Raw genomic sequence first — 22393 nt, forward strand, 5'->3', positions numbered from 1 at the left:
AGCTCATCCGACAGGCGATAGCTCTCTGGCTGAATGGCTGGTCCGACCGCAGTCTGCATCTTACTGAAGGACCTGCTGCCAAGACAGCCCCTGACTCTTCATGCGACTGTGACCTGCGTACTAGAATGTGGTTGGCTTTCGTGCTGACAAGGAGAGGAGAATTCAAACGCGTAACGAAACTTCTCTACCATCCAGAGAATCAGAATAGCAGTCTCTTCGGCCCGGTGATCTCCCCGGCCGGACTCTCGCTAGCCCGATCGCACCTGGCTTTCATGGCCGGAGACCTGGACGCAGCAGCGGACCTGAGTGACCAGGTGCTTGCGCAAGCCGAGGGTGACTCTGAAACCCGTATCGCGAGTCACCTCATCCTGGCATTGATCGCTTTGCGGCGTGCAGAAGTGAATGCGGCTTCGTCGCACATGCAGATGATAACCGACGACGCATTCATGGGGCGTCTCACCCTGCTGGCGGGACAGTGCGCATGGGTAAACGTGCGGATACGCGAAGCCCAATGGGGAGCCGAGGGCGTCGCACCAGTCATCGAGGAACTCGTTGACTTCGGCCCGGTCAGCAGGAGTGTACTCCTGTCACAGTCGGCTGCCGCCCCCTGGATCGTGCGGCTGGCGCTGAAATTCGACCAGAAGCCAACGGCGCACAAAGCAGTGAAGCTAGCTCAGAAACTGGCTGAAATGAACCCGCAGCACCATGCGCTAGCGGCATCAGCCCTCCACGCGCAAAGTCTATTCGAGCGAAGTTTGGTCGATCTCCGGCTCGCTGCGAAGACGCAGGTCCACCCCTGGGCGCGAGCTTCGGCTATAGAAGACATCGGAAAGTTCTTGGCCCGTGAGCGGTCGCAACGGGACCAGACCATAAGAATATTCGAGCAGAGCGCCGACGCCTATATCGAGACGGGAGCCCCGCGCGATGCCTTGCGAATCAAGAAGAGACTGTGGGATCTCGGTGTTAGGCACCATCAATCCCGCTGGCGCGCAACCCCGCCGACGGCGATCGCGAATCTCACCGAAACTGAGGCTAAGGTGTCTCAATTGGTAGCGCAGGGAATGACCAACACTCAGACGGCTAGACACCTTTTCATATCTCCACATACTGTGGCCTACCATCTAAAGAAAATCTTCTCCAAGTTGCAGATCTCCTCGCGCGTGGAGTTGGCCAGGGTCTGGACCAATATTGAGGGCTTTCAGGGTGGCCTCCGGACGGTTGACGGCAGGACCGTAGGCAACGGACAGGGCTCCCGTGCCGTCGAGAGAGGTGCCTAGCCAATCGGGCACATGGCCGACAAGGCGCCGGGCCTGCGGGTGAGAGTCACAGGGCGCGACCGGCCGGCTCCGTGATGACCTGCACGTTCACGCCGTGCCGTTGGCCATCGGCGCGGGCGAGTGGGTCACCACTGCCAAGCGTCGGCCGCTCCAGGGGGGAATCGGATCGCCGGGCAGGAACGCCCGGAAAGTAGCCATCCTGAATACCTCCGACATTTCGCGAATTCCAGGGGGACTTCTGTCTGGGGATAATCTGATGGTCGGCGCTCGTCAGGAAGACCCCTAAAGCACGTTACGGAAGGCCGTGACCATGGTGCTTCCCTGGCCTGGCTGGGGTGTTGAGTGATGAGAGCTTGATCACAGACCAAACCAGACCCCTGTCAGCCGGCCCGTATCCCTCAGATTGGTAGTAGCCGAGGCGATCACGTCAAGTCCATGACTCTTCCCTGATGCGCTGGAGGGTGTCGCCGCGACGCTGCTGCTCGGTGCTGTCCATGGTCACGTCCGTCCTCGTGCTCCTCGCATCGCCGCAGATACTTCAGAAGTGGTGTACGACGACGGCCGTCGAGAGCAGGTCCCGGTGTGCGGTCCAGCGGCCGTCGAAGGTCTCGATGCGATGTCCGTCGACCAGCGGGCCCGGGACCAGAAGCCGCGCCCGGAAGGTCCCGGAGGCTTCCGCGGTGGCTGCTGGGGCGATCTCTATGTCGGCCTCCAGGAAGTCGAGCGGCTTTCCGGTCAGGGGAAACCACGCCTTGTAGACGGACTCCTTGGCGCTGAACAACAGCCGGTCCCAGTGGACAGAGGGGTGGCTGCGGGCGAGATTCCGCACTCTGGTCTGCTCAGACGGCAGCGCCACCGCTTCCAGGACACCGTCGGGGAGACGGTCGTGAAGTTCAGCGTCGATGCCCAGCGAAGCCAGTTCCTCGGCGCGCACCAGCGCGGCCGCGCAGTAGCCCTCGCAGTGCGTCATGCTGCCGACCAGTCCCTCGGGCCAGCGCGGTGCGCCACGCTCGCCGGGCAGAACCGGCTGCGGCGCCGCACCGAGCTTCTCCATGGCGAGCCGTGCGCAGCCCCGAACGGCGGTGAACTCGCGGCGCCGTTTCTCCACGGCCCGCGCTATGACCGCCGCCTCCTCGGGGTAGAGGATGACGCCGTCGCCGAGGGCGTCACTGCCCAGCGCCTCCACGACCGCGACCGACCCCGGGAGCAACTCGAACACGTGCTTGGTCCTCCCTCGGAAGAATGTGACGCAGCCTTCCGGGCGGCTGTGCGCGCGGGCCCCATTCTCGGGGGTAGCCCAGCGACACCTCTTCGAAGCGGACGCCCTCGTGGTGGGTGGTCCGCGGAATGTGAAGATGACCGTAGACCATGCATGCGACCCGGAAACGGCGGTGCCAGTCGGCGGTCAGGCGGGTTCCGCACCACATGGCGAACTCGGGGTAGCGCAGGACCCGCGTGGGATGCCGGTCCAGCGGATAGTGGTTCATCAGCACCACGGGGAGATCGCCGGGGATCTCCTGCAGTCTGCGTTGGGTCGCAGCCACCCGGGCCCGGCACCACGCCTCGCGGCTGGGATAGGGATCGGGGTGCAGCAGGTACTCGTCGGAGCACACGACCCCGGTGCCGTGCGCGTACGCGAGTCCCTCCTCCTTGGTCGTGCAGCCATCAGGGAGGAACGAGTAGTCGTAGAGCAGGAAGAGCGGTGCGATGGCTGCGCGTCCGTCCGGGCCGGCCCAGACGGGGTAGGGGTCCTCGGGTGTGGTCACATCCATTTCCCGGCACATGGCGACAAGGTGCTCGTACCGTTCCACGCCGCGCAGGGTGGTCGTGTCTGCTGGGTGGGTCCACAGTTCGTGGTTGCCGGGTGCCCAGATCACCTTGCGGAAGCGGCCGGCCAGCAGTTCGAGGGTCCAGCGGATGTCGGCGACGGTTTCGGCGACGTCACCGGCGACCAGCAGCCAGTCCTCGTCCGACGTGGGCTGGATCTTCTCCACGAGGGCTCGGTTCTCGGCGTAGCCGACATGCAGGTCGCTGATGGCGAGCAGGCGTCCACGGCCGTCCGTCGACTCCACCTTCACCCCTTGGTCCAGGAGCCCATCAGTACAGCGGCGGGCCCAGAGGAAGCTCGGTGCTGGGAGATGCCTGTCGAGCTGCGCATGATGCCAAACCTACATGCCCTCTTCATGGATCTCATGCCTTCGGTCAGGAGCTACCAGACCTGGGGATGCCTCGCGACGACCGCACTGTCTAGCGTCGTGCAGGTCAGCCTCCCGATTTTCGCGGACCAACTGCGGTCTTGCCGAACTGCCCAGCAAATTCAGGGGTCTTTGTGTCTTCTCTGCTTCACATCGATGCGAGCATCCGCCATGAGGGTTCTACGTCGCGTCAGTTGACCTCGTACTTTGCGACCCAGTGGCGGCAAAACCACCCTGACGCCGGCTACGTCTACCGCGACCTGGCTGTCCAGCCCATTCCCCACATCACCCATCCCGTGCGCGAGTACGTTATGGACCCCAGCCGCGATCACGGCCAGACGGACGAGGAGAAGGCGCTCGTCGACACGGTGGTGTCTGAGGTGCACGACGCCGACACGATCGTGCTCGGCGTGCCGATGTACAACTACACGATCCCGTCAAACGTCAAAGCCTGGATCGACCTGCTGGTCAGCCCGGCCCACGCGATTCTCCCGGGGGCCGATTCCGGTCCGCTCAGCGGCAAGCCGGTCATCGTGGTGACCGCGCGCGGCGGCTCCTACGCTCCGGGGACCCCGCGCGAGGGCCATGACTACCAGGAGCCGTACCTGCGGCACATCCTGAAGGCGATCGGTCTCGCGGACAACCTCACTTTTGTGCACGCCGAGTTGACCCTGGCCGCGATCGTGCCGGCCATGGCGGAGCTCAAGCCGCTGGCGGAGAAGTCCCTGGCAACTGCCCATGAGACGCTCAAGAAGCTCGCCGCCTGATGCCTGCACGCCCGCAGATCTCTTAGGAGTTCGCACCCGCTTGCCGCAACCCGCTGGAGACCCCGGGCGGGCGGAAGCACATCGCCCCGGTGACCTGGCGGTCCGCGCCCTGCTGCATGCGACCGGCGCAGGCCGATGACGCGACCAGAAGGAGAAGCCGGCTTCTGAACGAGGCCATCAGCGCTCTCCTCTCCGAGGAGGTCACCGCGACGTTCGAGGGATGGACTCGAAGGCTGCCTCAGTGAGCAGGCCGGGCGGCCGAACGCCTGGCGGGTCTGTTGGCTGTGCCCGTTTCCCGGAGTACCGCGCTGCGTCATCTGCGGCGCCTGCCGCTTGCCACAGCAGGCGGTCCCGGACCTACCAGAGCAGGGGATGCCCCGCGAAGGCCGTCCTGTCTAGTGTCATGCAGGTCAGTCCTCGACCTTCGCGGACCGTTTGGAGTCTTTCGGCCCCGCTCAGGCTGTGCCAGCCGGTCCAGGACATCGCAGGCTCGGAAGCCGACCATCACACGGTCGAGCTGACTCACCCCCATGGACATACACGCTTGCCGAACAGCTGTTGGCCATCCCTGTTAGCCGGTTAGGAGTTCGAGCCGAGGTGCTTCCCGACCTGATCACCCCGCTACCGGTCATCCTGAGTGAGAACGCGGGCCGGTTCCCGGACAAGATCGCTTTCGAGGACGACCGGTACGCGGTCACCTACAGGGAACTCGATGCACGGACGAGGAGACTGGCCGGTCACCTGGTCGGCCTCGGTGTCCGGCGTGGCGACCGGGTGGCTCTGTGTCTCGGCAACTCGGTGGCGATGGTGGAGAGCTACCTCGCCGTGGTACGGGCCGGCGGCATCGGCGTACCGATCAACCCGCAGGCCGCCCCGGCGGAAATCAAATACCTCCTGGCCGACAGCGCAGCGGCGTTCGCCCTCACCGGCACTGCACACGCAGAGACTTTCCTTCAGTCAATTCCCCGTGCAACCGGCGGGGTGTCCGTCGTCGTGGCCGGCGCCCTCGGTGCCGGTGCCGGGCACATGCTGCCCCCGGGCATCGTAGCGTTCGAGGAACTCGCCGCCACCGAGCCTGTCAACGATGCCCCGGACGACCTCGGCCTTGACGAGGTGGCCTGGATGTTCTACACCTCGGGCACCACCGGCCGCCCCAAGGGCGTCCTTTCCACCCAGCGCAACTGCCTCTACTCCGTTGCCTCTTGCTACATCCCCGTGCCCGGCCTCTCCGAGCATGACCGCGTGCTGTGGCCACTGCCGCTCTTCCACAGCCTGTCTCACATTGCCTGCGTCCTGTCCGTCACCGTCTCCGGCGCCACCGCCCGGATCATGGACGGCAGTTCGGCCGACGACATTCTGACCGCCCTACGCGAGGACCGGTCCACCTTCCTGGCCGGCGTCCCCACCACGTACCACCACCTGGTCGACAGGGCTCGCCGCACCGGCCTCTCTCTGCCCGATCTCAGGGTCGGCCTCGTCGGCGGTGCCGTCACCGGCCCCGGACTGCGCCGCTCCTTCGAGGAGACCTTCGGCATCCCCCTCGTCGACGCCTACGGCAGCACCGAGACCTGCGGGGCCATCACCATCAACCCGCCCGACGGCCCCGTGGTCGAGGGCTCCTGTGGCCTTCCCGTGCCCGGTGTCGGAGTCCGGATCGTCGACCCCCGCACCGGGCAGGACGTGCCCGCCGGGCACGAGGGCGAGGTCTGGGTCAGCGGGCCGAACGTCATGGTGGGCTACCACAACAACCCACAGGCCACCGCCGAGGCCCTACAGGACGGCTGGTTCCACACCGGCGACCTGGCCCGGCGCGACGAAGCCGGCTACTTCACCATCTGCGGCCGTCTCAAGGACGTCATCATCCGCGGCGGTGAGAACATCCACCCCGACGAGATCGAGGCCGCATTGCGCGGGGCCGAGGGCGTGGCCGACGTCGCAGTCGCGGGCGTTCCCCACGACACCCTCGGCGAGGTCCCCGTCGCCTGGGTGGTCCCCGGTCCGGCCGGCGTCGACCTCGCCCGGCTGCTCGACCACTGCCGCACCCAACTCTCTCAGTACAAGCTCCCCGAGCGCATGTACGAGGCCCGGACCATCCCCAGGACCGCCTCGGGGAAGGTCGTCCGGCGCCTCCTGGCTGACTTGCCGGCCCGGCTGCGATTCGCCGCCGACGGTCACCACGAGGGACTGATGCTGAGGGACTGGAGCAGGGTGGCAGTCTCCCCTGACGTGCCGGAAGGGCTGCGCTGGGCAGTGGTTGGTCGGACCGCCGTCACCGACAGCCTGGTCGCCGCTCTTCGAAAGGCCGGCATCGCCGACGTACGGCAATACGCTGACCTTTCGACGTCACGCACCACCCCGGACGTGGCCGCCGACGTGACGGTCCTCGCAGAGGCAGACGCGGACACGTTGGCGTCGACCTGCGCTGGAGGGGGCGAGGAACCCGGGTCCCGGCTCGTCGTCCTTACCCGGGGTGCGATGGGCGTCACCGACCGGGACGAGACGCCGGATGGCGCCGAAGTCGCGCTGTGGGCAGCCGCACGGGCTGCACAGGCCGATGAGGGTGACGGCGCGCCGCTGACAGTCGTCGACGTCGAAGCCCGCACCCCGGAGTCCGAGTACGCCGCGGCGCTCATCGCCGCCGTCTCCTCGGGCCTGCCCCAACTCGCCGTACGGGACGGGGAACTGATGCGGCCAAGGCTCGTGCGCCTCCCCGTTGCCGCCGGGGCGGATCTTGCCGCGCCGGGGATTGACGGCGTCGTGGTCGTGACAGGTGCCGACACGAAGACTGGCTCGGTCCTCGCGCGCCACCTGGTCACCGAGTACGGAACACGACACCTCGTGCTCGTCCAGGCAACGAATACCGACGACGAGTGGAGCCAGGACGAGCCGCTGCCGGAGGGGGTGGATGTCGTCCGCGTCGTGGCCGACGGCTCGGATTCGCTGGAGTTGTACGAGGCACTGACCAGGACCGGTCCAGTGACCGCGGTCGTCCACACCGCTGATGATCCCGAACTCGCCCGAACGCTGCATGACTTCACCGCCGACGACGGTCTCGCCGCGTTCGTCGTGGTGACCGACGCTGCCGCACTGGTGGGCGCGCAGTCCGACAGCCTCGTTTCGACGGTGGTTACCGCGGCCCTCACCGAGGCGGTGGTCCGCAACCGCCGACTGCACGGATTGCCCGGCTCGCTGCTGGCCCTCGGCCGGCCGGACGAGGGCCCCGCCGCCTTCGACGCGCTGATCGAGTCCGGAACCCCGGCGCTGGTGGCGTTTTGGCCGGGCACCATCAACCCTGGCGACCGAGTGCAGAAGCTACTCGACACTCTGACGGAACAGGAGCCCCGCGCCACCGCCCAGGCCGACGAGACGATCACCGCCGCCCTACGCGCGCGCCTGGCCGACCTGGACGAGCGGGCCCAGCTCGCGCTGCTCGGCGAGATGATCCGCGAAGAGGCTGCCGCCGTCCGCACCCGCACGAGCACCGAACCCATTCCGGCGGGCCGGTCCTTCCGCGATCTCGGCCTCGGCTCCCTCGCCGTCGTCGAACTGCGCAACCGGCTGACCGAACGGACCGGGCTGCGCCTGCCCACCACCGTGACCTTCGACCACCCGACCCCCGAGGCCCTTGCCGCACACCTTCGGGCCAGGATCCTGGGTCTGCACGACACGGCCAGGGAGGCGACGGCTGACGAGGATCGGACCGGGGCCACCGACCCCGCGGAGCCGATTGCGATCGTGGGCATGGCGTGCCGCCTTCCCGGCGATGTGGCGAGCCCCCAGGACCTGTGGGGCCTGGTCAGCGAGGGCCGGGACGGTGTGTCCGGCTTCCCGGAGGACCGAGGCTGGGATCTGGAGGGCCTGTTCGATGCTGACCCGGAGAAGACCGGCACGTCGTATGTCGATCAGGGCGGCTTCCTGCACGATGCGGGCCTGTTCGACGCCGGATTCTTCGGGATCTCACCGCGTGAGGCGCTCGCCATGGATCCGCAGCAGCGGCTGCTGCTGGAGACCTCGTGGGAGGCGCTGGAGCGGGCCGGGATCGACCCATGGACGCTGAAAGGCCGTGACGTCGGGGTCTTTTCAGGACTGATGGGACAGGGGTACGGGCTGTCGGGTGCGGCTCCGGCGGAAGTCGAGGGCTTCGGCGAGACGGGCACGGCGTCGAGCGTGGCATCCGGGCGCGTGTCGTACGTGTTCGGTTTCGGTGGCCCCGCGATCACGGTGGACACGGCCTGCTCATCCTCCCTCGTGGCCATGCACCTGGCGGTCCAGTCGCTGCGCCAGGGCGAGTGCTCCATGGCGCTGGCAGGCGGCGCGACGGTGATGGCGGACCCCTCCACCTTCGTGGAGTTCTCGCGGCAACGTGCACTGTCCTCGGACGGCCGCTGCAAGTCGTACGCGGATGCCGCGGATGGCACGGGCTGGGCCGAGGGCGCCGGTGTCGTGGTCCTGGAGCGGCTGTCGGAGGCGCGACGCAACGGGCACCGGGTCCTTGCGGTGATCCGTGGCAGCGCGGTGAATCAGGACGGCGCGTCGAATGGTCTGACGGCGCCGAATGGTCTTGCGCAGCAGCGGGTGATCCGTAAGGCGCTCGCCAATGCGGGTCTTTCGACGGCGGATGTGGATGTGGTGGAGGGGCACGGCACGGGCACGGTGCTTGGTGATCCGATCGAGGCGCAGGCGCTGATCGCTACGTACGGGCAGGACCGGCCCGAGGACCGGCCGGTGTGGCTGGGGTCGTTGAAGTCGAACATCGGTCATACCCAGGCCGCGGCGGGTGTGGCTGGTGTGATCAAGATGGTGGAGGCGATGCAGCACGGCGTGATGCCGGCGACGCTGCATTTCAATGTTCCATCGTCGCAGGTGGACTGGTCGGCGGGCGCGGTCGAGCTGCTGACCGAGGCTCGTGCGTGGCCCGACACCGGCCGGCCCCGCCGCGCTGCTGTGTCGTCCTTCGGCCTCAGTGGGACCAACGCGCACCTGATCCTGGAACAGGCCCAGGAGACGGAGCCCGTCACTGCGGAGCCCGTCGCGTCTGAGTCGACGGTGGGCGTCGTCGATGGTGTGGTGCCGTTGGTCGTGACCGCCGCCTCTACGGCATCCCTGGCGGGGCAGTCGGGGAGGCTGGCCTCCTTCGTGGAGTCGAGCGAAGAGGTGCCGCTGACGCACGTGGCGGGTGCGCTGGTCACTCAACGGGCGATGCTGTCTGAGCGTGCCGTGGTGGTGGGTTCGCGTGCTGAGGCTGCGGCGGCGCTTGGTGCGTTGACACGGGGCGAGCTCCATCCCGGTGTTGTCACCGGCAGTTCGTTTGATGCCTCCGCCTCGGGGCGGACGGTGTTGGTGTTTCCGGGGCAGGGTTCGCAGTGGGTTGGCATGGGGCGTGAACTCCTGGACTCGTCGCCGGTGTTCGCGCAGCGGATTGCTGAGTGTGCTGCGGCGTTGGAGCGGTGGGTGGACTGGTCGCTGGTGGATGTGTTGCGGGGGGATGTTCCGGCTGAGGTGCTGGAGCGGGTGGATGTGGTGCAGCCGGCGAGTTTTGCGGTGATGGTGGGTCTTGCTGCGGTGTGGGCGTCGGTGGGTGTGGTGCCGGATGCGGTGGTGGGGCATTCGCAGGGTGAGATCGCCGCGGCGTGTGTGGCGGGTGCGTTGTCGCTGGAGGACGCTGCCCAGGTGGTAGCGGTTCGCAGTCAGGTCATCGCGGGCGATTTGGCTGGCCGTGGCGGTATGGCCTCGGTGGCGCTGCCTGAGGCTGAAGTGGCCGAACGTATCGAGCGGTGGGCCGGCCGGGTGGAGGTGGCCGCGGTCAATGGTCCGTCCTCGGTGGTGATCGCCGGTGATGTCGACGCCCTCGATGAGGCGCTGGAGGTTCTTGCGGCGGATGGTGTGCGGGTGCGTCGGGTGGCGGTGGACTACGCCTCCCACACCCGGCATGTGGAGGCGATCGAGGACGTACTGACAACCGCCTTCACCGACATCCGTGCGCAGGTCCCGCTGATTCCTTTCTACTCGACGGTCACGGGTGAGTGGGTAAAGGAGGCGGATGTCCTCGACGGCGGGTACTGGTACCGGAACCTGCGTAGCCAGGTCCGTTTCGGTCCCGCCATCGCCGACCTCCTGGCCGGCGGCCACACCGTCTTCGTGGAATCCAGCGCTCACCCCGTCCTGGTCCAGCCGGTCAGCGAAATCATCGACCAGGCCGACACGGAGGCCGTGGTCGGTGGTTCGCTACGCCGTGACGATGGCGGCCCCGCGCCGGTTGCTGACCTCGATGGCCGAACTGTTCGTCCGAGGCGTCCCCGTCGACTGGGCGGGTGTCCTCCCGCCCAGTGCCGCCGTCGCCCAGGTCGATCTTCCGACGTATGCCTTCGATCACCAGCATTACTGGCTACGCCCTACTCGTGCTGTCGATGCTGTCGCGCTTGGTCAGGCGGGTGCTGATCATCCGCTGATCGGGGCGATCGTCGGCCGGCCGGATTCCGGTGGGTTCATGACTACCTCGCGGTGGTCGGTGGACGCGTACCCCTGGCTGGGTGATCACGTCGTCGGTGATGTCGTCGTCGTGCCGAGCGCGGTGTTGGTCGAGTTGGCCATCCGGTTCGGTGACGAGGTGGGCAGTCCGGTGGTCGAGGAGCTGACCGTGGACCGGCCCGTGCTGTTGCCGCTGCGCGGTGGCAGAGCCGTACAGATGACCGTCGGGGAGGCCGATGAGCAGGGGCGGCGGCCGGTCGAGGTGTACTCCCGCCCGGACAACGCCAGCATGGAGGCGGTGTGGACACGCCACGCCCACGGCACGTTGGTGCCCGGCCCGGTGACCCCGTCAACTTCCGGCGCCACGTGGCCTACCGGCAGTCCCGCAGTTGATGTGGCCCTCGACGAGGCGGTCGGCGATGCCGACCGCTACGGCCTGCACCCGGCGCTGCTCGACGCGGCGATCTGCACGGCCCTTCCCGCAGGCATGATCGCGACCCGGTGGAGCGGGGTGGCCTTGCTGGCCTCCGGTGCGGCAGCAGTACGGGTACGCGCGGCCCGTGACACCACGGGGGTGACCCGCCTTGAGCTGCTGGACGCCACCGCAGCGCCGGTGCTGACCGCTGATGCCGTTTTCGCCGAGCCGTTTTCGCCCGAAAAGGCAGAGACCGCGGACACGTCGGCCCCTGGCGCCCTGTTCCAGGCCGATTGGGTCGAGCTTCCCCTCTCCCCAGGTGAGATGACTGAGGACGCCGGTACTACAGCGAGTGTCGTCGATGCCGAAGACGTTGCCGCTCTCGCGGCGGACGGTCCAGCGGTACCGGGCCTCCTGGTGTATGAGGCCGCGCACGCGCCCGCCGACCCGCGCGAGGCCGTCGCCGCCGCGTTGGCCGTTGTCCAGGCATGGCTGGCAGCACCGGCCCTGGCGCACACTCGCCTCGTCGTGATCGTCCCCGACGCCGAGGACGATCTCACCGTAGCGGCCGTGTCGGGCCTGCTGCGTTCGGCGCAGTCGGAGCACCCGGACCGTATCGTCCTTGTCGAGAGCGACCATGCCGAGCACTGCGGCAGTGCGGCGGCCTCGGAGCACTCGACGGCCGTGAAGGCCGTGCGGCTCGCGGTGGCCACAGGCGAACCCCGAGTCCGTGTGCGCGGTGGCGTGGCCTTCGTCCCCCGGCTGAAGCGGGCCCCGCTGGCCGAAGGTCCCCGGCGCGAGCTCGACCGTGACGGCACCGTCCTTGTCACTGGCGGCACCGGGGCGCTCGGCAGTCTCCTCGCCCGGCACTTGGCGACTGAACACGGCGTACGGCACTTGCTGCTGGCCAGCCGGAGCGGCCCGGATGCCGAAGGGGCGGCGGCGCTGTATGAGGAACTGACCGACCTCGGCACGAGCGTCACCATCACCGCGTGCGACACCGCCGACCGGGACGCCCTCGCGGCGCTTCTGGCCGCCGTACCGGACGCGCACCCGCTCACCGCCGTCGTTCACACCGCCGGAGTTCTCGACGACGGCGTGGTCACGGCCCTGACCCCGGACCGTTTCGACGCCGTCCTGCGGCCGAAACTCGACGCCGCGCTGCACCTGCACGAACTGACCCGGGACATCGATCTCGCGGCGTTCGTGCTGTTCTCCTCCGCCGCCGGAGTCCTCGGCAACCCCGGCCAGGGCAACTACGCCGCCGCCAATGCCTCCCTGGACGCACTCGCCCTCCACCGCCGCCGCTCCGGCCTGCCCGGCATCTCCCTCGCATGGGGCTACTGGAATGACGCAAGCGGCATGACCCGACACCTCGGTGCCAAGGACCTGCACCGCACCCGGCGCCTCGGCATGGTCGGGCTCTCCGCCGCCGAGGGCATGGCGCTCCTCGACACGGCCCTGCGGGCGGGCGACGAGACCCCTGCCGCGCTCGTGGCCACCCGGTTCGACCTGCCCGCGCTGAGGGCATCCGCCCGCGCCGGAACTCCCGTAGCACCGCTGCTGCGCGGCCTCGCGCCTGCTCCTCGGCCAGCGGCCGAGTCCTCGCACACGGCCGTAACCGACTCCCTGCGTCAGCGGCTCGACCGCCTGGGCAAGCGGGAGTGCACAGAGGCACTGGTGGACCTCGTCCGCCGGAACGCCGCCCAGGTGCTTGGCCACTCCGGCGCTGACGCCATCCGCGCCGACCGTGCCTTCAAGGACGCCGGCTTCGACTCGCTGACCGCCGTCGAGCTGCGCAACCGGCTCGCGACCGCGACCGTTCTCAGCCTCCCTTCCACCATCGTCTTCGACTACCCGAAGCCGACGCTGCTCGCCGACCACCTGCGTGCACGGCTCTTCGGCGATGACGAACAGCGGGGCGACGAACAGTGGGGCGACAGCCAGGAGCGGAGCGCTGAGGAGCACACCACCGCCACCGGGTCTGCCCTCTCCGACGATCCCATCGCCATCGTCGCGATGGCCTGCCGCTTCCCCGGCGGTGTGGAGAGCCCTGAAGACCTGTGGAGGCTGGTCGCCGAAGGCGTCGACGCCATCGGAGAGTTCCCCGACGACCGCGGCTGGGACATCGACCGGCACTACGACGCCGACCCTGACAGCGTCGGCAAGACCTACGTACGGCACGGCGCGTTCCTCGACGACGCGACCGGCTTCGACGCTGCCTTCTTCGGGATCTCACCGAACGAGGCGCTCGCGATGGACCCCCAGCAGCGGCTGCTCCTGGAAACCTCCTGGGAGACGTTCGAACGCGCCGCGATCGACCCGAGCGGGCTCGCCGGGCAGGACATCGGCGTCTTCGTCGGCGTCAACAGCCACGACTACACCGTACGGACGCACCACGCGTCCGGCATCGAAGGCTTCCGCCTGACCGGCAATTCCGGCAGCGTCATCTCAGGCCGGATCGCCTACCAGTTCGGCTTCGAGGGCCCGGCCGTCACGATCGACACTGCCTGCTCGTCCTCGCTCGTCGCCCTCCACATGGCGGTCCGCGCACTTCAGCAGGGCGAGTGCTCCATGGCCCTCGCCGGCGGCGTGATGGTCATGGGCAACCTGGAGACCTTCGTCGAGTTCTCCCGGCAACGCGGCCTCTCCCAGGACGGCCGCTGCAAGGCCTTCGCCGACGCGGCGGACGGAACCGGCTGGTCCGAGGGCGTCGGCGTACTCCTCGTGGAACGGCTCTCCGACGCACGCCGCCGCGGCCACCAGGTCCTCGCGGTGGTCCGAGGCACCGCGGTCAACCAGGACGGTGCGTCCAACGGACTCACCGCGCCGAACGGACTCTCACAACAGCGGGTGATCCGCAAGGCGCTCGCCGACGCCGGTCTGTCGACATCGGATGTGGACGCGGTCGAGGGCCACGGCACGGGAACGGTCCTCGGTGATCCGATCGAGGCGCAGGCACTCCTCGCCACCTACGGGCAGGGCCGACCCGCCGACCGCCCGCTGTGGCTCGGCTCGGTCAAGTCCAACATCGGGCACACGCAAGCTGCGGCCGGTATGGCAGGCGTCATCAAAATGGTGATGGCGATGCGGCACGGCGTCCTGCCCCGCACGCTGCACGTGGACCGGCCCTCAACCCACGTGGACTGGTCCACGGGCGCGGTGGAACTGCTCGCGGAGACTCGCCGGTGGCCCGAGACCGGGCACCCGCGGCGCGCCGGCATCTCGTCCTTCGGTATCGGTGGCACCAACGCGCACGTCGTGATCCAGCAGGCGCCGGTGGAGGACGCTGAGGCCTCCGACCGGGCGGCGACGAACGAACCGGCACCCGGCATCGGATCGGCAACCGCCTCCGACCAGGTGCATGCTGCCGCTGCGGCACCCGCCACCGACCTCGTATCGCCAGGCTCCGCTCTTCTGCCCGTACCCGTACCCGTACCCGTACCCGTGTCGGCCCGGACAGCGGCGGCTCTGTGCGCCCAGGCCGGGCGCCTTGCTCGCTTCGTCGAGGCACGCTCTGAGCTGGCCCTTACCGACACCGCGCACGCGCTGGCCACCACTCGTGCCCAGCTCGACCACCGGGCGGTCCTGCTGGCCACCGACCGGCAGCAGCTTGCCGATGCGCTGCGCGCGCTCGGCAACGGCACGCCTACTGCTGACACCGTCACCGGCAGCCCCTCTGAGGGCAAGCTGGCCTTCCTCTTCACTGGGCAGGGCAGCCAGTGGGCCGGCATGGGCCGCGAACTCGCCGAGCGACACCCGCTTTTCCGGAAAGCCTTCACCGCCGCGTGCGAGGCTGTTGAACGACACTTGGATGGTCATCTGGAGCGTCCGCTGCGCGAGGTGGTGTTCGCCGAGCCCGGCACGGCGGAGGCCGCACTGCTCGACCGTACCCTGTACACGCAGGCAGGTCTCTTCGCCCTGGAGACCGCTCTGTTCCAGCTCTTCGCCTCCTGGGGTGTACGTCCGGACCTGGTCGCCGGACACTCAGTCGGCGAGATCTCCGCCGCCTATGCCGCCGGAGTCCTTGACCTGGCGGAGGCAGGCGAACTGGTCGCCGTCCGCGGCCGGTTGATGCAGGCCCTGCCCGAGGGCGGCGCAATGGTCGCCGTACAGGCGACCGAGGCCGAGGTGGCACCACTGCTGGAGGGGACCACGGGCGAGATTGCGATCGCCGCAGTTAACGGACGCGGCGCCATCGTGCTCTCCGGTGCCGAGGACACCGTCCTCGACCTGGCCGCGCGACTGGCCGAACAGGGCCGGAAGACCAAACGCCTGAAGGTCAGTCATGCCTTCCACTCGCCACTGATGGCCCCCATGCTCGACGAGTTCCGAGCTGCCATTGCCTGGCTGCGTCCCCGCCCAGCCGCCATCCCCGTCATCTCCACGCTCACCGGTGCCCCTGCGAAGGACGGCCAGTTCGCCACCCCGGAGTACTGGGCCGACCAAGTGCGCCATGCCGTGCGGTTCGCCGACGCAGTCACCGCGCTGCGCGACCAGGGCGCCGAAACCCTCCTGGAGGTCGGACCCGGCGGCGGCCTGACCGCCCTCGCCCTCGACACTCTCGGCACGGACCACCGGGGCTGCTTCGCCACCCTGAGCGAGGACGGCTCAGAGGAGACCGCCGTCCTCACCGCACTCGCCGAACTGGATGTCCGCGGCACGGACATCGACTGGTCTGCTCTCCTCGGCACCCCGGCCACGGCGATCGGTACCGAGCTGCCCACGTACGCCTTCCAGCACCAGCGGTACTGGGTCGAGCCCGAGACCACCGCCACCGACGCCGAGGCGCTCGGCGCCCGCCCCACCGGGCACCCGCTCCTCGGCACAGCAGTCGAGATCCCCGACGACGACCACGTCAGCCCGGTCAGCGACGGTGGCACCCGTGTGGTGCTCACCGGGCGGCTCGACCGGCGTGCCCTCGGTCGGCTCCTCGATCCCGGCACCGATACCGTTGTGGCCGCCGTACTCCTCGACCTGCTGGTCCAGGCCGGAACCGAGGCGGGAAGCGGCGTCGTCGAGCAGATCATCGTCGACACCCCGCTGACCGTGCCCGAACACGGCCACCTCCAGCTCCGTGTCCACGTCGATGTCCCCGGCCGCCGGGACGGGCTGCGCCCGGTCGTCGTCCACAGCAGGCGGGCCGGCGACGAGGACAGCACCTGGACGCGCCACGCCCTCGCGCTGCTCCGGCCCGGCCTGCCCACGCCATCCTTCGACTTGCGCACCTGGCCGGCCACCGGAGCCGACGCCCCGGCGGACCTCCTCGACATCCGCGGGGTACGAGGAATACACGGCCTGGCGGAACAAGACGGCCAGCTCTTCGCCGACGTCTCCCTGCCTCCGGAACTCGTCGATGAGGCCGCGGGGTTCACCCTCCATCCCGCACTCCTCGACACCGTTCTTCGCCTCCTGGCCGGCCGCACCGGTGAGAGTGAGCGCGATCTCACCATCTGCGCCGACCTGGCCGTGTACGCCGAGGGCGCCACCGCTCTGCGGCTGCGGGCCACGCCTGTGGAGGGCGGACGCCACCTCGTGGAGCTCGCCGACCACACGGGCGAACCAGTCGCCGCGCTCGGACCACTGACCCTGGGCCGCACGGACAGCACCGTTATCGCCGCCGTGGTCGGCACCCCCGCTCTTCGCGAGGCGCAGGCGACGCAGGACGGGCCGTTCGTCCGACGGGTTGTGGGACGTCCGGCCGCCGAGAGCGGATCGCTGGCCCACCGGCTCGCCGCGCTCGGAGCCACCGAACAGCAGCGCGTCCTGCTGGACCTTGTGAAGGAGAGCGCGGCCGTCGTTCTCGGCCACACCAGCGCCGAAGCCCTCGACGAGAAGCAGCCGTTCAAGGACCTCGGCTTCGACTCCCTCAGCGCCGTCAAACTCCGCAACCGGTTGCACGACTTCACCGGCATGAGCCTCCCCAGCAGCCTTGCCTTCGACTTCCCGAACCCTTCCGCCCTCGCCTGGCACCTGCGCACCGAACTGCTCGGTGAGGAAGCCGCGAACCTGTCGGCTGGAGTCGTCCCATCCGGACCCGCCGTGCTCGCGGACCCCAACGAGCCGATCGCCATCATCGCCATGAGCACACGCCTGCCCGGCGGCGTCGACACCCCCGAGGAACTGTGGCGACTGGTTGCCGAGGAGCGCGACGCGCTCTCCGGCTTCCCGCAGGACCGGAACTGGGACGTCGACAAGCTCTACCACCCCGACCCCACCCACCCTGGCACCACCTACACCCGCGTCGGCGGATTCCTGCACGACGCCGCCCAGTTCGACGCCGGACTCTTCGGGATCTCGCCGCGCGAGGCCCTCGCGATGGATCCACAGCAGCGGCTGCTCCTGGAGACTTCATGGGAGGCCCTGGAGCGGGCCGGAATCGACCCCCTCTCCGCCCGGGGCCGTGACATCGGTGTTTTCACCGGCATCGTCCACCACGACTACGTCACCCGGCTGCGGCAGATCCCCGAGGACGTCCGCGGCTACGTGATGACCGGCACTTCGTCGAGCGTGGCGTCGGGACGCGTGTCGTACGTGTTCGGCTTCGAAGGGCCGGCGGTGACCATCGACACGGCTTGCTCGTCCTCCCTCGTGGCGATGCACCTGGCGACCCAGGCGCTACGGCGCGGAGAGTGCTCGCTCGCCCTCGCAGGCGGTGCGACCGTCATGTCCAGCCCGGACGCCTTCGTGGAGTTCGCCCGCCAGCGCGGTCTCTCCGCCGACGGCCGGTGCAAGGCGTACTCCTCGACCGCCGACGGCACCGGCTGGGCCGAGGGCGTGGGCGTAATCGTCCTGGAGCGCCTGTCGGAGGCCCGCCGCAACGGCCACCGGATCCTGGCCGTGCTGCGCGGCAGCGCCGTCAACCAAGACGGCGCCTCGAACGGCCTGACCGCTCCCAACGGACCCTCCCAGCAGCGCGTCATCCGGCGCGCTCTGTCCGACGCGGGCCTGTCGACGAAGGACATCGACATGGTCGAGGGCCACGGCACCGGCACATCCCTGGGCGACCCGATCGAGGTCCAGGCACTGCTTGCCACCTACGGACAGGACCGGCCCGCCGACCGTCCGCTGTGGCTCGGCTCGCTGAAGTCCAACATCGGCCACACCCAGGCAGCGGCGGGTGTCTCCGGCGTCATCAAGATGGTCGAGGCGCTGCGACACGGAGTCATGCCGCCGACGCTCCATGTGCAGGAGCCGACACCGCAGGTGGACTGGACGGCCGGCGCGGTCGAACTGCTCAGAGAGGCGCGAGAATGGCCGGACACGGGCCGGCCGCGCCGAGCCGCCGTCTCCTCCTTCGGCGCGAGCGGCACCAACGCCCACGTGATCCTGGAGGAGGCGCCCGAAGAGCCCGTCGAGACGCCGGCGGCAGAGAGCGGCCTGGAGCTGCCCGCTGCGCCCGTTGTGGTGCCGCTGGTGGTGTCGGCGCGGAGCCCTGGTTCGCTGGTGGGGCAGGCGGAGCAGCTGATGCCGTTCGTCAGGGAGAACGCGGGCACACTGCCGCACGTGGCGGGTGCGCTGGTCGCTCAACGCGCGATGTTGTCCGAGCGTGCGGTGATCGTGGCCGACTCCGGGGAGGAGGCGTTGGCGGGGCTTGGTGCGCTGGCGCGGGGTGAGTCTCATCCCGGTCTGGTCACTGGCAGCGCGGTGGGTGCGGGGCGGACGGTGTTGGTGTTCCCGGGTCAGGGTTCGCAGTGGGTGGGCATGGGGCGAGAACTCCTGGACTCGTCGCCGGTGTTCGCGGAGCGGGTGGGGGAGTGTGCTGCGGCGCTTGGGCGGTGGGTGGACTGGTCGCTGGTGGATGTGTTGCGGGGGGATGTTCCGGCTGCGCTGTTGGAGCGGGTGGATGTGGTGCAGCCGGCGAGTTTTGCGGTGATGGTGGGTCTGGCGGCGGTGTGGGCGTCGGTGGGTGTGGTGCCGGATGCGGTGGTGGGGCATTCGCAGGGTGAGATCGCCGCGGCGTGTGTGTCGGGTGCGTTGTCGCTGGAGGACGCTGCCCAGGTGGTGGCGGTACGCAGTCAGGTCATCGCGGGCGATTTGGCGGGCCGTGGCGGTATGGCCTCGGTGGCGCTGCCTGAGGCTGAAGTGGCCGAACGTATCGAGCGGTGGGCCGGCCGGGTGGAGGTGGCCGCGGTCAATGGTCCGTCCTCGGTGGTGATCGCCGGTGATGCCGAAGCCCTCGATGAAGCTCTCGATGTCCTTGCGGCGGATGGTGTGCGGGTGCGTCGGGTCGCGGTGGACTACGCCTCCCACACCCGGCATGTGGAGGCGATCGAGGAGATCCTGGGTGAGGCGTTCGCCGACATCCGTGCGCAGGCGCCGCTGGTTCCCTTCTACTCGACGGTGACGGGTGAGTGGGTAAAGGAGGCGGATGTCCTCGACGGCGGGTACTGGTACCGGAACCTCCGTAGCCAGGTCCGCTTCGGTCCCGCCATCACCGACCTCCTGGCCGGCGGTCATACGGTGTTCGTGGAGGCCAGTGCCCATCCGGTTCTGGTGCAGCCGGTCAATGAGATCGTGGACCAGGCGGATGACACGGTCCGGCTGCGTGCTGTCGTCAGTGGTTCGCTGCGCCGTGAGGAGGGCGGTCTGCGCCGGCTGTTCACGTCGATGGCCGAGCTTTTCGTCCGGGGGGTGTCTGTGGACTGGGCGGCAATGCTGCCGGCCGGTGCCGGTGCCTCGCAGGTCGAGCTCCCGACGTATGCCTTCGATCGTCGTCACTACTGGTTGCAGGAGGCCGATGACGTCGACGGCAGCGGCGCCTCGGGAGAGGACACCGACGCGGACTTCTGGAGCGCAGTCGAGCAGACCGACGCGGACTCGCTCGCCGGACTGCTCGCCTCGGACTCCGCCAGTCTGCGAGACGCCTTGCGCACTGTCGTGCCGGTGCTGGCGGACTGGCGCGGCAGGCGTCGGCAGCGGTTCAGCGCTGAGCGCCTCCGCTACGCCATCACCTGGCGGCCTCTGGACCGGGAGGTGTCGGGAGTACCCGCGGGCCGCTGGCTCGCCGTACTGCCGCCGGGATGCCCGATCGAAGGCGCGACCGGTTTCCCGGCTGACTCCACGACCGGCTCCCAGGTGGCCGAGCTCCTCGCGGCGCTCGGTGCCCAGGGACTCGACATCGTGCCCTTGGGGATCGCTCCCTCTGCCTTCACCCGCACGGGGCTCACCGAGCAGTTGAGCGGCATCCGGGCCGAGTACGAGCCGGCAGGAGTTCTCTCCCTGCTCGCCCTCGACGGCACGCAGGACGCCACTGTCACCGCCGCCAGGACCCTCGCGCTGATTCAGGCCCTCGGAGACGCGGGCGTCGACGGGCGACTGTGGTGTGTGACCCGGGGCGTGGTGAACACCGGTATCCAGGACACCGTTACCGATCCTGGCGAGGCCGCGCTCTGGGGCCTGGGCCGCGCCGTGGCCCTTGAACACCCCGACCGGTGGGGCGGCTTGATCGACCTACCGGCGACCGCCGACGTCCGCACCGCGCAGTATCTCGTGGGCGCGCTGAACGGCGCAGCAGGGGACGACCAGCTCGCCGTACGCCGCTCCGGCATCTACAGCAGGCGGCTCACCCGCAAGCCTGCACCTGAGGCGTCCGCCGACGGCGGCTGGCAGCCTCACGGCACAGTCCTTGTGACGGGCGGCGCCGAGGCCCTCGGCGCACATGCCTCGCTCTGGCTCGCCCGGTCCGGCGCGCGCCGTCTCATCATCACGACCACGGCTCAGGCGCCCGCCGACGCCGTCACCGAGTTGCTGGACAAGCTCGCGCTTACCGGGGTGGAGACGACAGTCGTCTCCTGCGCCGACGCCGACCGTGAAACGCTCGCCCGACTCATCGCCGAGACCCCGCAGGAGCAGCCGCTCACCGCCGTCGTGCACGCCGCCGACACCGCCTGGACCAGCAACATCGCCGACACCGGTCTCGCCGACCTCACCGAGGTCTTCGCGGCCAAGGTCGACACCGCTGTATGGCTCGACGAACTGTTCACCGACACCGACACCGACACCGACGCTGGCGGGGCCCGGCTCGACGCCTTCGTGGTCTTCTCCTCGATCGCCGGAATCTGGGGCGGTGGTGGCCAGGGCGTCTCCGGCGCGGCCAACGCGGTCCTGGATGCCCTGGTCGAACGGCGCCGCGGCCGAGGACTCGCGGCCACCTCGATCGCCTGGGGAGCCCTCGACGAAATCGGACCTGCCATGGACGAGGCGACCCTCGCGCAGCTGCGCCGCCGCGGTGTCCTGCCGATGACCCGGCAGATCGCGATGACCGCGCTCGAACAGGCCGTGGAAGCGCGGGAGAAGGCCGTGACGGTCGTCGACATGGACTGGGAGGCGTTCATCCCGGCGTTCACCTCCGTACGGGTCAGCCCGCTCTTCGCCGACCTGCCCGAAGCCGCCGCCGCCCTGCGCGCCTCCCGGCCCGATGCCGAGAACGTCAGCATCACCTCATCCCTGGTGGACTCCCTCCGCAACGTCCCCGAGGCGGAACAGAACCGTCTCTTGCTCCGGCTGGTGTGCGGACAGGCCTCGACCGTCCTCGGACACAGCAGCACGGACAGCATCGGCCCGCTCCAGTCCTTCCAGGAGGTCGGTTTCGACTCGCTCGCCGCGGTCAACCTCCGCAACAGCCTGCACGTGGCCACCGGTCTACGACTGCCCGCGACCCTCATCTTCGACTATCCGACCCCGGACGCCCTCGTCGGTTTCCTGCGCTCTGAGCTGCTGACGGAAACGGGCGACGACGACCTGGACACGCGGGAGGACGAGCTGAGGGGCGTACTCGCGCAGGTCCCGCTCGCCCGGATCCGGGAGGCCGGCCTTCTCGACATGCTGCTCAGCCTCGCCGGTCCCGAGGCCGGCTCCGCCCCCGGGGTGACAACTCCCGCGCCAGACCCGGTGATGCCCGCCGCTGAGGACGACGCCGACCTGATCGACGTGATGGACGTCGCCGACCTCGTGAAGCGAGCCCTGGGAAACGACAGCTGATTCCTCCGTCGCAGGTGCGGCCGCCGGGCGGCGACGCAGCCAGTGGTCCCCGACCTGGACGCAACCGGAGCTACCAGACCAGGGGATGCCCCGCGAAGGGCGGCCCTGTCTAGTGTCGTGGAGGCAGCCCTCGATATTCGCGAACCCTCTGCGGTCACAGAATTGCCCAGCAAGAATTCAGGGGTCTTTATTTGTGTCTTCTCCTTTTCACATCGATGCGAGCACCCGCGATGAGGGTTCGGTGCCGCGTCAACTGACCTCGTACTTCGAAGCTGGCCGCGACTCTCA

5 protein-coding genes and 2 pseudogenes are annotated in these 22393 nt (G+C 69.0%); 5 read left to right on the plus strand and 2 right to left on the minus strand.

What is annotated here, in order from left to right; translation table 11 throughout:
• The first annotated feature begins 140 nt into the window (after positions 1-140).
• Positions 141-1277, plus strand: coding sequence for a helix-turn-helix transcriptional regulator (locus O7595_RS33195; RefSeq protein WP_269732711.1), 1137 nt, complete (start codon positions 141-143; stop codon positions 1275-1277).
• A 538-nt stretch (positions 1278-1815) separates the two neighbouring features.
• Here O7595_RS33195 and O7595_RS33200 read toward each other — a convergent pair.
• The gene (locus O7595_RS33200) at positions 1816-2496 is read right to left on the minus strand and encodes a 4'-phosphopantetheinyl transferase family protein (protein ID WP_269732281.1); all 681 of its coding nucleotides are present in this window, start codon (positions 2494-2496) and stop codon (positions 1816-1818) included.
• A complete protein-coding gene (locus O7595_RS33205) occupies positions 2444-3349 on the minus strand; it encodes a metallophosphoesterase family protein (RefSeq protein WP_269732282.1) in 906 nt (301 codons plus the stop codon). The genes O7595_RS33200 and O7595_RS33205 overlap by 53 nt, the downstream gene beginning before the upstream one ends.
• A gap of 257 nt (positions 3350-3606) precedes the next feature.
• On the opposite strand from O7595_RS33205, the gene O7595_RS33210 reads away from it, so the two are divergent.
• The 4 genes and pseudogenes from O7595_RS33210 to O7595_RS33220 form a co-directional block, all read left to right on the plus strand.
• Positions 3607-4239, plus strand: a complete 633-nt coding sequence (locus O7595_RS33210) for an FMN-dependent NADH-azoreductase (protein ID WP_269732283.1) — start codon at positions 3607-3609, stop codon at positions 4237-4239.
• 597 nt (positions 4240-4836) lie between these two features.
• A pseudogene (locus O7595_RS34020) lies at positions 4837-6342 on the plus strand (class I adenylate-forming enzyme family protein); the annotation flags it as partial.
• Between the two features lie 1338 nt (positions 6343-7680).
• Positions 7681-10677, plus strand: coding sequence for a type I polyketide synthase (locus tag O7595_RS34025; RefSeq protein WP_443071875.1), 2997 nt, complete (start codon positions 7681-7683; stop codon positions 10675-10677).
• Positions 10678-10738: 61 nt separating this feature from the next.
• Positions 10739-22105, plus strand: a pseudogene (locus O7595_RS33220) (type I polyketide synthase); the annotation flags it as partial.
• Positions 22106-22393 lie beyond the last annotated feature (288 nt).

It is taken from the genome of Streptomyces sp. WMMC940 (assembly GCF_027460265.1).
Taxonomy (GTDB): domain Bacteria; phylum Actinomycetota; class Actinomycetes; order Streptomycetales; family Streptomycetaceae; genus Streptomyces.